Origin of the sequence: Faecalibacterium sp. An192 (assembly GCF_002160175.1) — a bacterium.
In the GTDB taxonomy this organism is placed as follows: Bacteria; Bacillota; Clostridia; order Oscillospirales; family Ruminococcaceae; genus Faecalibacterium.
This window is the reverse complement of record NZ_NFKB01000020.1, coordinates 1-13661: the sequence shown is the minus strand read 5'-3', so window position 1 is coordinate 13661 and position 13661 is coordinate 1. Positions and strand designations below refer to the sequence as shown.

At 53.8% G+C, this 13661-nt stretch carries 12 protein-coding genes and 1 pseudogene; all 13 read left to right on the top strand.

Features of this window, described 5'->3' with window-relative positions; all coding sequences use genetic code 11:
* Positions 1–11: 11 nt before the first annotated feature.
* A complete protein-coding gene (locus tag B5F27_RS07850; protein ID WP_087366163.1) occupies positions 12–263 on the top strand; it encodes a hypothetical protein in 252 nt (83 codons plus the stop codon).
* Between the two features lie 50 nt (positions 264–313).
* The gene (locus B5F27_RS07845) at positions 314–607 is read left to right on the top strand and encodes a WXG100 family type VII secretion target (RefSeq protein ID WP_087366159.1); all 294 of its coding nucleotides are present in this window, start codon (positions 314–316) and stop codon (positions 605–607) included.
* 25 nt (positions 608–632) lie between these two features.
* A complete protein-coding gene (locus B5F27_RS07840; protein ID WP_087366156.1) occupies positions 633–947 on the top strand; it encodes a hypothetical protein in 315 nt (104 codons plus the stop codon).
* A gap of 66 nt (positions 948–1013) precedes the next feature.
* Positions 1014–1646 (top strand): hypothetical protein, encoded by a 633-nt coding sequence (locus tag B5F27_RS07835; RefSeq protein WP_087366153.1) that lies wholly within the window; start codon positions 1014–1016, stop codon positions 1644–1646.
* A gap of 38 nt (positions 1647–1684) precedes the next feature.
* Positions 1685–2410: a hypothetical protein gene (locus B5F27_RS07830; protein WP_144066499.1), complete on the top strand. Its 726-nt coding sequence runs from the start codon at positions 1685–1687 to the stop codon at positions 2408–2410.
* 18 nt (positions 2411–2428) lie between these two features.
* Positions 2429–4639, top strand: a complete 2211-nt coding sequence (locus B5F27_RS07825) for an Mbeg1-like protein (RefSeq protein WP_087366147.1) — start codon at positions 2429–2431, stop codon at positions 4637–4639.
* Between the two features lie 16 nt (positions 4640–4655).
* Complete coding sequence (locus tag B5F27_RS07820; protein ID WP_087366144.1) at positions 4656–4850, top strand: hypothetical protein; 195 nt, start codon at positions 4656–4658, stop codon at positions 4848–4850.
* Between the two features lie 9 nt (positions 4851–4859).
* Entirely contained in the window at positions 4860–6293 is a 1434-nt protein-coding gene (locus tag B5F27_RS07815; RefSeq protein ID WP_144066498.1) for a hypothetical protein, read from the top strand.
* A gap of 142 nt (positions 6294–6435) precedes the next feature.
* Positions 6436–6891, top strand: coding sequence for a hypothetical protein (locus B5F27_RS07810; protein ID WP_087366139.1), 456 nt, complete (start codon positions 6436–6438; stop codon positions 6889–6891).
* A gap of 46 nt (positions 6892–6937) precedes the next feature.
* Positions 6938–8254: a toll/interleukin-1 receptor domain-containing protein gene (locus B5F27_RS07805; RefSeq protein ID WP_087366137.1), complete on the top strand. Its 1317-nt coding sequence runs from the start codon at positions 6938–6940 to the stop codon at positions 8252–8254.
* A gap of 14 nt (positions 8255–8268) precedes the next feature.
* Positions 8269–8937 (top strand): YdcF family protein, encoded by a 669-nt coding sequence (locus B5F27_RS07800; RefSeq protein WP_087366134.1) that lies wholly within the window; start codon positions 8269–8271, stop codon positions 8935–8937.
* A 42-nt stretch (positions 8938–8979) separates the two neighbouring features.
* Positions 8980–12165 carry a toll/interleukin-1 receptor domain-containing protein gene (locus B5F27_RS07795; protein WP_087366132.1) on the top strand — a complete coding sequence of 1062 codons (3186 nt, stop codon included), beginning with the start codon at positions 8980–8982 and terminating at the stop codon, positions 12163–12165.
* A gap of 36 nt (positions 12166–12201) precedes the next feature.
* Positions 12202–12932: pseudogene (locus tag B5F27_RS07790) on the top strand (ABC transporter permease).
* The last annotated feature ends 729 nt before the right edge of the window (positions 12933–13661 follow it).

Here is a 13661-nt window from a genome sequence, read left to right as displayed (position 1 = left end):
GGGCGCCGAATATGGAAAAATATCTGGTGGAAATTCGGATTCCATCCCAGGCACAGACGTTGGATGCCCTGCTGCCGCCTGAACTGACGATTGGCCAGGCAGTGGAGCTGATCTGCCAAATGACAGGAGACCCGGAACACTGGCTGGCCCGGGGCCAGACAGCGGGTATTTTGTGTAATGCCCAGACGGGCGGTGCCTATCCGCCGGATCTGCTGATTTCCGAGAGCAGCATTTGCAATGGAACGAGACTGATTCTGTTTTAATCCGCCAGGCATTGTCCGATGCCTGGAACACAAAAAAGGAGGAATCTAAAATGTCCATGTCTGTTTATAACACTTCCGCCATCCGGAACAGCGCGTCGGATCTCAGAAATCAGAACAATCAGCTGAGGACCGAGTGCGACCGGTGCAAGAGTCTGATTGAGCATCTGGATCAGGTGTGGGATGACGATGCCTACCGCGCCTTTTCTGCCAAGTTCAAAGAATTTCAGCCTACCATGGAGAGTTTGCAGGACTGCTTGAAGCAGTACATCGATTTTATGGAAAAAGGTGTAGCAGATGGGGTGGACGATTTTATTCAGCAGACCATCCGTGCCATGAACCGCTGAGCAGCGGGAGAGGAGGAAGATTGCAATGGCAGCCAACCACATTCAGATTGATATTGATGCCCTTTACCAGCAGGGGCGGCAGCTGAACGACAGCGCAGAACAGATGTTTGAGATTCTGAAAGCAGCCAAGCGAATCATCGACAACACCGCGTCGGATTTCAACAGCCCGGAGGGCAAGGCGATGCGTCAGCAGTTTGATTCTTTGCAGGGCACCTTCCAGAAGTTCAAGACCAGCGTGGAGACCTTCGGAGAGTTTGTGCAGACACACAGCAGCAACATGAACAATCTGCAAAGTCAGTTGAAGAATGCAGCCAATCAGCTTGCTTCCGGGGACATCTAACGGTGCTCCGATGCTGATTTGCTGTGGAGCAGAAAGTCCGATGACGGGCAGAAGGCGGTGGTTTGGATGGAGAACAAGTCTTTTTACCCGGCGCTGCAAAGCAGAGCGCTGGAGGAGGCGCAGCGGCTTGGAATCAAAGATGCAGCCGCGGGGCCGCCTTCCAGCCGGCCGGGGGGATGGTATGCCCTTCGGATCAGCAGCCCGGGGCAGCGGGATTTCCAGATTTTTGTCCGGCCTGCGAAAGACTCCTGGGAGCTGCGCAGTGATCGGGTGCTGGAAGCACTGGACCGGCAGTGTACCGCAGAATGCCGGGAACTGCTGCATCAGGGCGAAGCAGCCTGGGCGCAGGTTTCCTTTCTGCGGGGAGTGCCGGCAAAACCATGGCCTGATACGGCAGCCATACAGCAGGTGGCGCAGGGGGATGCGCTGGGCGTGCGCTGGGTATTTCTGACCACGTCACCCCAGCCGGCGCCCCGCGCTGCCGCAGTGGCGGCAGCCCTGGCCCGTCTGGGCAGGACGGGCACCCTGTATGTCGGCTGCATTCCGGACCAGGCCATGAACCTTCTGGAGGCCCGCGGGTCGATGGGATTCCTGTCGGCGATGCAATGGGCACAGGGAGGACTGCGGCTGCGGGTGGCCCCGGTGCCGGGCCGCACAGCACAGCAGATCCTGCGGGAACTGGAAAAGCAGGACGGATGACCCCGCGGGGGAAGCTGCTGGACAAGGAGGAAGGCTGTATGAAAAGAAAGGGTGCAGTACGGCTGAAAAGACTTCTGGTGGGGATTTTGGCCTGTCTGGGCCTTTGCGGGTGCCTAGAGAGCGGCGCCGCCGGTACGGAAGGAAGCTTTTACGATCAGCTGCGGGCACAGGCCGGACAGTATTTGACCAGTCTGGGTGTGGAGGATTTTACACTCGGTCTGGTAGGCCGCCAGCAGGAGGGCTGGTATTCGGTGCAGGTGACAAGCAGCTCAGAAGGGACCTTTGACGTATTCCTCACCCGCTCCGGCGCGGGTGAGATACGGGATAACCTGTCCCTACGGAGCCTCAGCCGCCAGATGACGGAGGTGTCCGGCGAGCATCTGAAAGACGGCGAATTTTGTTCGGCCTGGGTTGGATTTATCCGGGAGCTGCCTGCCCGGCAGTGGACCGCGGACGATCCGCTGTCCCTGGTGCAGGAGGAGGATGCCATTTATGCCCGGTGGTATCTGCTGGTTGAGGAACAGTATGCCGGAGAATTGGCCCAGAGGGCGGCCCGGCTGGGCGCCCAGCTGGGAGAGCTTGGGTTTACAGGCACGCTGTATGCAGCTGCGGTTCCGGCAGAGAAGCTGAATGAGCTGCGGGAGCAGGCTGAGCCGGTACAGGCGGACTGGCAGGATGCCATCCAGGGCGGGCTGCGGGTCCGTGTTGCGCCAGAGGAAGGGCGCAGCGCCGAACAGATTCTCAGCGAACTTGTGGCAGGTTGAAAAAGGGAGGCGTCCAGATTGAGTCAGAGTTTTTTTGACAGAACGAACAGCCTTTCGGAGCAGTATCGCAGGGAGGGGCTGCGCGCAGATAACCTGACTGATTTTGACCGGGTTGTGTTTTTTCAGCTGGCCGGAGATACACAGCTTCTGCATGAGGTGGCGCAGCAGGATACCCCGATCCACGAAATCTCAGACGCGGCGATTTCAGAGAATAACCGCCGGGGTCTCAAGCTGGCGGATGCGCTGCGCTCCCGTTTGGATCAGATTGAGCTGGAATTGTCAGTGGAAGGCCTGTCCGAATCGGAACGTGCCGAATTGCAGCAAAAGCAAGCGCTTTACCAGATGCTGATGGACAGCCCGCGCTATGCCCAGCTGCAAATCACCAACTGCGTTGATTACGAGGGCTCTTTTGCCATTGAAGGAACGGACTCGGTCTGCGGGTCCTATGCACAGATGGCAACCTTTGTGCTGCCGGATGGCACCAAGGTTTGCAGCTGGGCAGGCACGGGCCCGCAGGTGGATTCCTGGCTGGAAGACGGCCTGATGCAGACCACTGAAACGGGGGTCCTGGCGCAGGAAATCAGCGCCCAATATGTGAACGCCCTGATGCAGCAGTATCCGGAAGGAGGCTTTATCCTGTCAGGGCACTCCAAAGGCGGAAACGAGGCCCTGTACGCGGGTATTTGCGCAGAGCAGCAGGATCGGATTCTGGGAATCTACAACTACGACGGGCCGGGGTTCGGCAACAGCCTGTTGGAGAACCCGGATTTCGTCCGGCGGTATGACGCACTGCGTGAAAGGCTGGGAGATGGACTGTACGCCTTGTCTCCAAGCAACTCGTTTGTGGGACAGTTGATGAACGACCACGACGGCTACCGGTATTTTCAATCTTCGGAGGGAAAATTTACAGACGTTTTCATGGCGCATGATTCCCGAAACTGGTATTTCCAGGAAGATGGTTCGCTGGTGTTCGGCCAGGAGCGCACCCGGCTGAGCATTGAGATGGAGCGGGTTTTTGAACAGCTGCTGACCTTCTCGGATGCAGAGCTCAACACAGCAATCGGGCTGGTTGCGCGCATCTGCGATGCGAATGGGATTTACGAACTGGAGGATCTCGGACCCTGGCTTCAGCAGTTACAGCAGACCCTGTGGGAACAGTGTACCGACGAAGAAGGCCGATTCCATATCAGCCAGCTGCCGGCAGCCTTCCAGGAGGGGATGCAGGCAGTCTGGAACGAACTTTCGGAAGAGGAACGGCTGGTCCTGCGCAAAATTCTGGGGACCCTGCTCACACCCGAAAATATCCGGGATTTGGCGCTGGCCTATTTACAGGATCAGATCAGTGCAGGAGGCCTTTTTTCCATTGTGTTTCCGGGGCCGGCCGTGGTGGTTGCAATGGGAATCTTTGCGGCGGCATCCATGGCGGCCCTTGGGGCTGAATGGGCCCGGGCGGTACTTGCCATCCGGGATTGGATTGGACAGACGGCCAAAGCATTTGGAAAGACTGTGATCTGCGGCGTGGAACAGACTGCCAAGACCATCCAGCGGATCTGCGGTCAGGTAAGCGCAGCCATCCAGGAGGCGAAAAACCGTTTTTCTGCATTTGTGCGAAGTCTGTGGGATGGCTTTACCCGTTCGGGGGCGTTTCGCACTCTGAAACAGTGGGTGGATAGCTTCCAGGACGGCTGTACCGGTGCACTGAACAAGCTGGAAAACTGGCTGCGGGATACCACGTCTGGCATGCTGCGGCAGTTTGGGTGCAGTGTGCTGGAAAAATCCAGGGCTGCATCTGTGCGGCCGGGAGGAAACTGGCAGGACGCTGCTTCCGGCGCGGTGCTGATCGGATTGGAACGGGCAAGCGACCGTCTGCTGACCGGTGGAGAGCGGTATGTCAGCGGGTATTGTGTGCGCTATGCCCCGGCCACCACCCTGAAGGTGGACTCTCAACACCTGAGCGATGCCCTGACAGCAATTCAAAAGGCCTCCGATCTGGCCGATCGGGTGGACAGCCGCCTGGCGCGTCTGACCCGCAGGTTGAACAGTTCCGGAGAGCGGGATCAAAATGGGATTTTCCACAGCTATGCTGCGCTGTACCGGCTGGACAGCAGAAGATGCCGGGTCAACCATGCGGCGGAGATCCGGCAGACCGCGCAGAATGTCCGGTCGGTGGCGCAGGATTACGAAGATACATGCAGCAGAATCCGCAGGGCAGTGCCGCAGGAACAATGACAAAGGATGGTAGCCGATGGATTGGAGCCTGAAAAATGAGGTGGGCAGCGTGCGCCGTCAGCTGGAAGACACAGCGGCCCAGCTGGAGCAGGCAGCAGAGGAACTGGAAGAGGCCATCACAGGCCTGGGAGACTTTGAAGCCTGCCGGAAGATGAGAAGCTATGCAAGGGAATATCGTGCGGCGGCAGAAGAGCTCCGCCGCCTGGGATGAGGTCAGCCCATGGAACAGTATTACGGATACAGCAGTGTAGTCTCTGCCTTTGGCATTCAAACCGACAGCGAGCCGCTGATACAAACCGATGCGGCAAGCTGCTGGAGCGTTTCCCTGTCAGGGGAAGAGAGGGGACTGCTGTGGAGAATTGGGATACATCGCACAGACCTGGAGCAGGCAGTGGACATCGATCAGGCAGCACCGGCGCAGCGGGATGCGGCGCTGGAGGGAGCCGCCGCATGGTATCTGCAAACCATGCAGGAGATGCACGCCAGGGTGCCGGAAGGGATCCTTCCGGTTCTACAGGCGGAGTTCCGGGTCAATCTGATCAATCCCCAGCAGATGATGCTGTTCTGTCTGACCCCGGCGGTGCAGCCTCTGCGCCGGGTCTGGCAGGAATTCAAGGGGAATGAAGATCGACTGTGTCAGATTTGGAGCGGTCTTTGCAGCAGCTGTGGACAGATGCTCGACGCCGGTTTTCGGCCGGGATGCTTGACGCCGGATCTGGTGCTGTTCAGCTCGGAGGAGAAGGCACTGTTGGCGCCCTGGTGGCCGGGACGGGCAGAATGGAGGCCGGAAGGATTCTGGACGGAGGCAGACGGAGAGAGGCAAACTCTGTATTCGCTGGCTGTGCTGCTGTATTGGGTGCTGAATGAGGGCGAACCGCCCTTTGCCCGGGAGGCAGTAAGCGCTGCTGATGCAGAGGAGAAACGACTGCAAGGCAGAGCCGTTCCGCATCCGGTCTGCGGAGACAATCCGCTGGTTCGGCTGCTTTTGCCCTGGTGCTGTATCCCGCTGGGCCAGGAAAAGACGCTGCGGGGGTTTGCACTGGAACTGGACCGCCGGCAGCGGTCGGAATGGGAACGCCGCCGGGATCAGCGTGAGCGCAGCAGCCGTGCGGAGGAACAGCGCCAAAGCGAAGAAGAAAAGCGAATCCGCCGGGAAAGGAGGCTCCGGGCCCAGGCCGAGCGGGAAGAACAGAAGGCGCAGCAGCAGAACATCGGATCGGAATCGAAAGATAAGCTCGCGATGGGAAGCATCCTGGGACTGGTGGCGGCTGTGTTTGTGGTCATCACGGTGGTGATCCTGTTCAGCGCTCCCTTCAGCCTGCAAAAGAGCCTGGAAGCTGGCAATGATGCCAATGCGCTGGAGCAGATTGAGACGGGGTATCAGAACGGCGAAAATGTGGACGAGCTGGTGGACATCTATATTGATGACCGCCTGGAGGACGGCGATATTCTGAAAGCACTGTGGGCGGCCCAGTATTACAGTTCCGCTGTGGTTCCAGAGGAACAGCGGGTGGAACAGCTGGTACAGCAGGGCATAGCGGGTGGCTATCAGCGCAGAGTGCGGGGCTTTCTGGAAGATTTTTCCCAAAAGAATGAGGCGTGTGCCCAGCTGGCACAGAGGATGACCGCAGAATATGCGGAATCCATGGAATAAAGCAACACGAAAGGAATGATGGATCATGGCACATACCACGGCTACCCGTCCGCGAACCCGCAGGCATAGGGGAACGCGTTCTCGCCGCAGAGGGCATCGCGGCACAAAATTACCGATCTGGATTGCTGCGGCAGCCGGCGTGGTGCTTATTATTGCGCTGGTGGTGTTTCTGGGCGGCCGGATCATAGCCGGGCAGCGCAAGGATAAGCTGGAAAATACCGTTGTAGAGCTGGAATACAGTCTGGATAGTCTGGATGCAGATTCGATGCTGTCGATCCTGAATCCTGAAATTGCCGACCCCATTCGGCTGCTGCTGGCGGTCAGCGGCTACAGCGGGACCGAAGCGATGGAAGAGCTGCTGGTTCAGCTCACCGGCTCGGACCAGATGATGGACAGCTTGTCTGAAATTTCCAGCAGCATGGATGCGGAGATTCTGGATGAACAAATTCAGGGCAAGTGGGCCTATGTGGATACAAGGTGCTCGTTTGTGGTGCGGGATCAGACTTTTGCACGGTATATCACATTTTATATGTCTTACATAGAAGATCAATGGTATATTATGGACGCGGAAGTCTCGGTAACAGATCCCACCGCCTGACAGCAAAAGACCCTGTCCCGGGAAGGACTGTAAACAGATAAAAACGATGAAAGAATCTGTATTTATAAGCTATAGTTCAAAGGACTTTCATAAGGTCCGTGCCATCAAGGAAATTCTGGAATACAATGGTATTTCCTGCTGGATGGCGCCGCAAAGCATACCAACCGGGTCAAGCTATGCGAAAGAAATTCCGGTTGCCATCAAATCCTGCAAGGTATTTCTGCTGATGGTGACCTCCAGTGCGCAGCAGTCCCAATGGGTCCCTAAGGAAATGAGCCTTGCCCTTACCCAGTCCAAGTGTGTCATCCCGTTTGTGCTGGAAGATTGTACCCTGACCGATGTGTTCAACTTCTTTTTGACTGACGTGCAGCGGTATTACGCCTTTGAAATCAGTTCTGACGCGCTGAAAGATTTGATTGACAAAATCAAACTGGAATGCGGAACCTATGAGGGCGCCGCTTCAGTTGTGCAGCCAGGCGAGATTTCAGAGGTTGAGATCTGGATCATAGGGAAAGACCGGACTTTCCTGAACAGAGAGCTGATGCGTTTTTTGTCCGCCCTGAAAGCTGCATACAAGCAGAATCCGAATGCAGCATACATTGACAGCTGGATAAAACAGTATCAGCTGGATCGGTATGGGATTGGGAATGTTTTGGAGGCGCTGGAAAAATGCTCGGTCAATCTTACAGGCGCGGCAGAGATCTATATACGGCTGGCGGTAATCTACATTCATTCCGGAGCCAGACAATACATCAAACAAGCGAGAAAACTGCTCGAAAAGGCGGTGACGATCTACAGCAGCCAGGCGGGCGGCGATGAGGTGGGATTCAAGCGAATCGTGTATGCAAGGTGGCTGATGGCTGTCACCTACAAGCAGGAAAGAAATTTTGGCTGTGCCAATGACCTGTGCGAAGAGCTGGTGGAATATATAAAAGAGGAAAATCAGATTTTTGATGTTCCATACAGTGATGCTTTGCTGCTGCCGCAGCGGGAACTGGCGGTCATCAACAAAGAGGAAATCATGAGTGATTATCTGATGGCGCACATGGAAGAAATCCGGATGAATCCAAAGGAACTTTTTTATACCCAGAGGCGGCTTCTGGAATTGTTCCTCTTGAACAATGAGTTTGAGAAAGCCCGGGACTTGCTGCCGGAAGTTGTAGCTTCCTTTGAAAAGTGCAGGAATCACCTGGATGAAATTTATCACGTTGGTCTGTACCAAAATCTGTTTGAATACTACAGCTATGTAGGGGATAAAGAGTCAGCGGAGCAGTATTATCGGTTGGCTCTGGAAAATGCAAAGAAGAACTATTGGAAAGGAAAAGAACAAAAGCTGGCGCATTTAAAAGAAATCTTTGAATAGGGGAGAAAGCTGAAATGTCGGCTATGGACGATGCAAAAACACTTTGGGAGTATCATCATCTCCATCAGAAAATTGTGCCCGCAGAGGGGATCATAGCGTTTGGAAGCCACGATCTCCATGTGGCTGAGCGGGCGGCGGAATTATACCTGTCCGGTTATGGAAGATATCTTATTTTTACAGGAGGTCTGGGCAGGATTACCCGCGCCATCTGGAACAAACCGGAGGCAGACCAGTTTGCCGAAGTGGCAATGGCTGCGGGCGTTCCGGAACAGGCAATTTACATCGAAAATCAGTCCACAAACACCGGTGAAAACATAGAATATACAAAGAAGTTGATTCTGGACCGGCAGCTCCCGGTACATTCGGTGATTGTGGTGGATAAGCCCTTCAAGGAGCGGCGACTGTATGCAACGCTCAAAAAACAGTGGCCTGCGCTGTCGTTTATGGTGACCTCTCCCCAGAACAGCTTTGAAGAATATCTGGAGTACTATCGGTCTTCCGCCCAAGTGAGCCCGGATGACTTTATCAACATCATGGTGGGAGATTTGCAGAGGATCAGGCTTTACGGAAAAAATGGATTCCAAATTCCCCAGCAGATCCCGAACGACGTATGGAAAGCCTATCTGGCTCTGGTGCAGCAGGGGTATGACAAGCAGCTGATTGCAGAATCAAAGAGCGAATAACCCGGACACCGAACAGGGTGGTTTTGCCCGGCTGAGGATTGTATGATGAAACGAAAAAGCATGGAACCGAACGTTCCCGCCAGTTTGGCAGACCAGAACTATGACGCGTTTATCAGTTATTCGCATGGCGCTGTCGACAACGTGGTAGCAGTCGAGGTGCAGCGGATGCTGGAGGAGTTCAGGCTTCCGAAGGCGGTCGGAAAGAGCGGGCCGGATCGCCAAAGGCATCCGTTCCGGCGGGTTTTTCTGGACCAGGGGGAGATGTCCAGCTGTGCAGATTTTGCACAGGAGCTGAAAGACGTCCTGTCCAAAACGCCATGGCTGATTGTCATCTGCTCGCCGCGGTCTGCCGGTTCGGTTTGGGTCAACTGGGAAATCGAAACCTTCCTGGAGCATCACGATCGTTCCCGTGTTCTGGCGGTATTGATTGAAGGCGGGCCGGAAAATGCCTTCCCGGAGCAGCTTCGGAAACGGGAAGGCGTTCACGGCGAAGCGCTTGCGGCAGATGCCCGCGGCATGACAGTGTCGCAGATACGGCGGAAATTGCGCAGAGATGTGCTGCTGCGGATTGCTGCGCCCATGCTGGACACAACTTATGATACCCTGAAACAGCGGCATCGGCTTTATCGCCTGCAACGGATGACAGTGGCCGGCGTGGGTGTGTTTTGCTGTATGGCGTCTTTTTTGGTCTATGCCATGATGCAGAATGTGCGAATTCAGCAGCAGTATACAGCGACGCTGATCGAGCAGTCCCGTTTGCAGGCTTTCAATGCAGAAGAAAAACTCCAGGCCAATGATGCAATGGGTGCAATCGAGTTGGCACTGCGGGGATTACAGCGTGATGGGGATCCAAGGCCGGCCGTGCCAGAGGCAGAATACGCCCTGAGCAAGGCCTTGCAAGTCTATACAACCGAAAATCAAATCGGCGATGAGGCGTTCACAACCGGCGTTTTTGTGAGAGAAAACAAACATACAGGGGGATTTTTTGCAGCAGATGGAATTCTTTTTGCGCGGGATGGAAACAACATTTATCTGTGGAATACCCAGACAGGCAAACTGGATCAGAAGCTGCCGGTAAACGGCACAGGCGTCCAAAACCTTTCCGAGCACTTGCTGGTGGACAATGCCCGTCAACTGATCTATACGGATGGGAAAGATGCGGTGTGCTATGACTATGCAGAAGGGACCGAAGTCTGGCGTGCGACCGGAGATGAACCCTACAGTGACTGTTATGCACTGTATCTGCCAAAGAAGGATCAGGTGGTGGTGATCTGGACTTCTTTGATCCAGAGCACCCTTGCTGTCTCTCTGGTAGATCGAACCACCGGCCGGGAAATTTACCAGGACGAAGTGAAAATAGATGGATATTCTATGAGCGACAGTGCTCTGGAATCGTCAGAGGATGGACGTTATATTGCGTTCTTTATCGACACGCTCCCCGGTGAACCGCTGAATAGTGCGGCTTTGGTTTACGACCTGGAGGAGAGGCAGACACAGATTTTCCCATGGAAGATGGGCGCGGGAAGAACACTGTCCTTCCTGGGGGATGGAGCGCTGGCCGTGGGAATGTGGAACAAAGACGAAAGCTGGCTGGAGAGTGAAAATTATCCCGGAGAGCCCTGGGTGTACAAACTTCAGACCATGGCCCAAATTGTTTGCGGCAGAGTGGATCTGGAAAGCGGCCGGTGGGTCTGGCAAAAACAATTTTCCAGCGGAACCTGTGATGACATGCAGGTGCTGGTCAGAACGGTAGGGGAGCAGCCCTGTGTGCTGCTTTTGATGGGGAATCAATTCTTGCGGCTGGACGCACAGAGTGGATCTGTTCTGGAAGAGATGGAATTGGAGGCCCAGTTCCGCGCAGTTTTTGCAGCGGATCGGGGCATGTCCATTTTGGCGGAAAATGGGCGGATGTACCGGCTGAAATATGATTTCCCCATCTGGACCAACGCCCTGTATTGCGGCAAAGGTGTATACGAGGCCGTATTTGACGGGCCTGACACAGTTTATGTCGGTTATACAGAGGATGGCTGGCTGGAGCAGCCGGAAATTTACGCCTATCAGGAAAAGGTGGCAGATCCAAACTTTGTACCGATCTACACAATGACAGACGAGGAATGGGTGATGAGCAGCTGTGTGGTGGATGGTGTTTGCGTCTCCATTGTGAATGCCTCGAACCAAAACAGTAAAATACTATATCGCTGGCAGGGAGAAAACCACTGTGTATCTGGCTGGCAGGACCGTATGATTTTGCCGGAAATTCTTGGCTGTTGTACGCTGGAAGGCAAGCAGGCCCTGCTTATTTTGGGAGAAGACGCAGAGACATATCAGGTGAAAGCCGTAGCAATTACCCTGGAGGACGGCGTGGTACATCAACTGGATCTGCAGCTCAGTGATTCGTGGATGCTCAGATTAGGCTATTTTTTGTTAGATGGAGTCCTCTACGAGCTGGGTCCTGATGCCGACAATCAGTTGGAGGATGGGCTTTGGGCCTGGACGCCAGGGACGCCAGAGCCGACACAGATCGCAGCACTTCCGGCAGAGAATCCGGAGGAAGAGATGGTACGCTTTTCAGACCTTGTGGTCTCTCCCAATGGGGAATATTTCCTGCTGATGGGAAACAGAGTCCCTTTTTCTGTTCAGCAGGAAGAACGACAGATCTTTTGCGTGCTGCGCATGGATCACGGGCAGCTAAAACCAGGAAAACAAATAGATCTGCCGAAGGAAGTGGAGGAAATCATCGGATACGCCTGGAATCAAAAGAGTACTCGGTTTGCCATCTTCACAGAAAAGCGGGTGTATTTGTATGACCAGAAGGGAGGATTTCGGGGAAAGATCGAGCTACAGGAAAGCGAAGATGTCCCTGTGAGCGTATCATTTGCGCCGGATGGCGAGAGTCTGCTGGTGCTGTACCAAGAAGGAGGGCTGGAAAGGTACCTTCTGTCGGGGCAGCGGGTCAACCGGTTGGAACTGCAAACCACACAGTCAAGAAGTTCAAAGTGGCAGTATGTTGATTCAGAAACGCTGATTCTCACTTCGAGTATGGGGAGTGCGGTTTTGGATATATCGGAAGACTTGTTTGGAATGCGACAATGGGTAAAAAACGGCTGCGGCTGGATACAGGAAGAAGATCAATTTTATGTAGGGTCTCTGATGGATCATAACATTGGCCTCTTTCCACGGTATACGACAGAGGAGCTGATCCGTTTGGGCGAGGAGCGCATTTCATAGACGACTGCGGTTTCAAAACCTGCGATTTAACTTTCAATGAATGCTGTACATCGGGCGGAGTGCCGGAAACTCCGACGTTCCAAAATCTTGTGGATTGCTAGTTTTGCAACGGTCATGGTGGCGTTGATTGTCTTTGCACAGGGGCAGTTCACATTCTATGGCAGCCGCTATATCGACGAGGCCGGATGGTTTATGACAGCGGCCCAATCTCTTGCCACCTTTTATGTGCTGCCTGCGGTCATTGCCCTGCTGGGAAGTTATATGATCTGCCGGGAGGAACAGGAGATACCCTAAAATCCCTGCGGCTCATTCCGGTGGATGAAGTGAAGCTGACGCTTGCTAAAATGGTGCTTGCCCTTGCGTTCAGCGTCTTAATCTACCTTCTGCTGTTTGCTTTTACCTTTTTCATGGAGGCTGTTTTGCACTTGAAAGCTCTGTCCATTGGCCTCGTTTTGGAAAATATGAAACGATATCTTCTGGATGGGATTGGCGCATTCTTTGCCATTTTGCCAATCACTGCTTTGGTGGCCCGGATCAAAAAGGGGTATTGGCTGGCGCTGGTATTTGCTGAAATGTATTCTTTTGCCGGACTATTCGCAAGTATGTCCAGTTAACTCAAGACGGCATATCCCATCACAGCTGTTTTCAATCTCTCCGGCTACTACGATGCAAATATGTTTCAGGTTTTAATCGGTGCTGGAATTCTGATGGTTTGTGCGGTTTTGCCATGGTTCATTTTGAAAGGATTGAACCGCAAGACGAAATAAATGCAATCTATCTTGACGATGTCAAAAGAAAAAAGCCGCCCTACAAGCAGCCTTTTGCCACACTCGTGCAACCCTGCAGCGGCTCTGATAAAATCAAGGCCACCGCTCTCTTTGTAGGATCAGAAGCTCACGTGGGGAGTCGCTATTCTGGTAGGATCTGGTCACAGAGTTCCGCTTCGCTGGGATGCCAGGGAACAATTCACTACAGGACATATTTACGGTTGTGATTCGGAAAAAGGAGAAAGCTCTATATTTTAAACATATTGACCCTCGATTTACGGGCCAGCTAAGGCGATGGTTTATCAAAAAACAAGCTGATTCGTCTAAAGAAGCGGCCGATGATAGCAATAAAAAATAAAAAAATCTTCAGCATTGTTATTTCGGTAAAAAATAATATTGATAAATCGAATTTTTTCTGTATAATCATTTGTAACGCACAGTAGCACAATACAAGTAGCGTTGCATTGAAAACTTTGTAGTAAAACTTGAGCGAGTTAAAAAGGTAACTCGTTCGAGGGCGTTTACGTGTGCATGAGGGCGCAGTTACCACAACTCCATAACTTGGAGGGTGACTGCGTCTTTTTATTCGTTTATCTTGTACGGCTTTATTCTGTTTGGCAGTAAGCGCCTCACGAAACGGCGTACTTGCTAAACCCAGTCTCACAGTGAGAGAATTATTCCATGTAGTGGGCGTGTATTTTTGAGACCACTCTTAAAAATACACGGCCT

Bases quoted from the DNA above. Each gene is read 5' to 3' on its own strand.
- B5F27_RS07850 (WP_087366163.1), top strand. From the start codon at position 12: ATGGAAAAATATCTGGTGGAAATTCGGATTCCATCCCAGGCACAGACG.
- B5F27_RS07845 (WP_087366159.1), top strand. From the start codon at position 314: ATGTCCATGTCTGTTTATAACACTTCCGCCATCCGGAACAGCGCGTCG.
- B5F27_RS07840 (WP_087366156.1), top strand. From the start codon at position 633: ATGGCAGCCAACCACATTCAGATTGATATTGATGCCCTTTACCAGCAG.
- B5F27_RS07835 (WP_087366153.1), top strand. From the start codon at position 1,014: ATGGAGAACAAGTCTTTTTACCCGGCGCTGCAAAGCAGAGCGCTGGAG.
- B5F27_RS07830 (WP_144066499.1), top strand. From the start codon at position 1,685: ATGAAAAGAAAGGGTGCAGTACGGCTGAAAAGACTTCTGGTGGGGATT.
- B5F27_RS07820 (WP_087366144.1), top strand. From the start codon at position 4,656: ATGGATTGGAGCCTGAAAAATGAGGTGGGCAGCGTGCGCCGTCAGCTG.
- B5F27_RS07815 (WP_144066498.1), top strand. From the start codon at position 4,860: ATGGAACAGTATTACGGATACAGCAGTGTAGTCTCTGCCTTTGGCATT.
- B5F27_RS07805 (WP_087366137.1), top strand. From the start codon at position 6,938: ATGAAAGAATCTGTATTTATAAGCTATAGTTCAAAGGACTTTCATAAG.
- B5F27_RS07800 (WP_087366134.1), top strand. From the start codon at position 8,269: ATGTCGGCTATGGACGATGCAAAAACACTTTGGGAGTATCATCATCTC.
- B5F27_RS07795 (WP_087366132.1), top strand. From the start codon at position 8,980: ATGATGAAACGAAAAAGCATGGAACCGAACGTTCCCGCCAGTTTGGCA.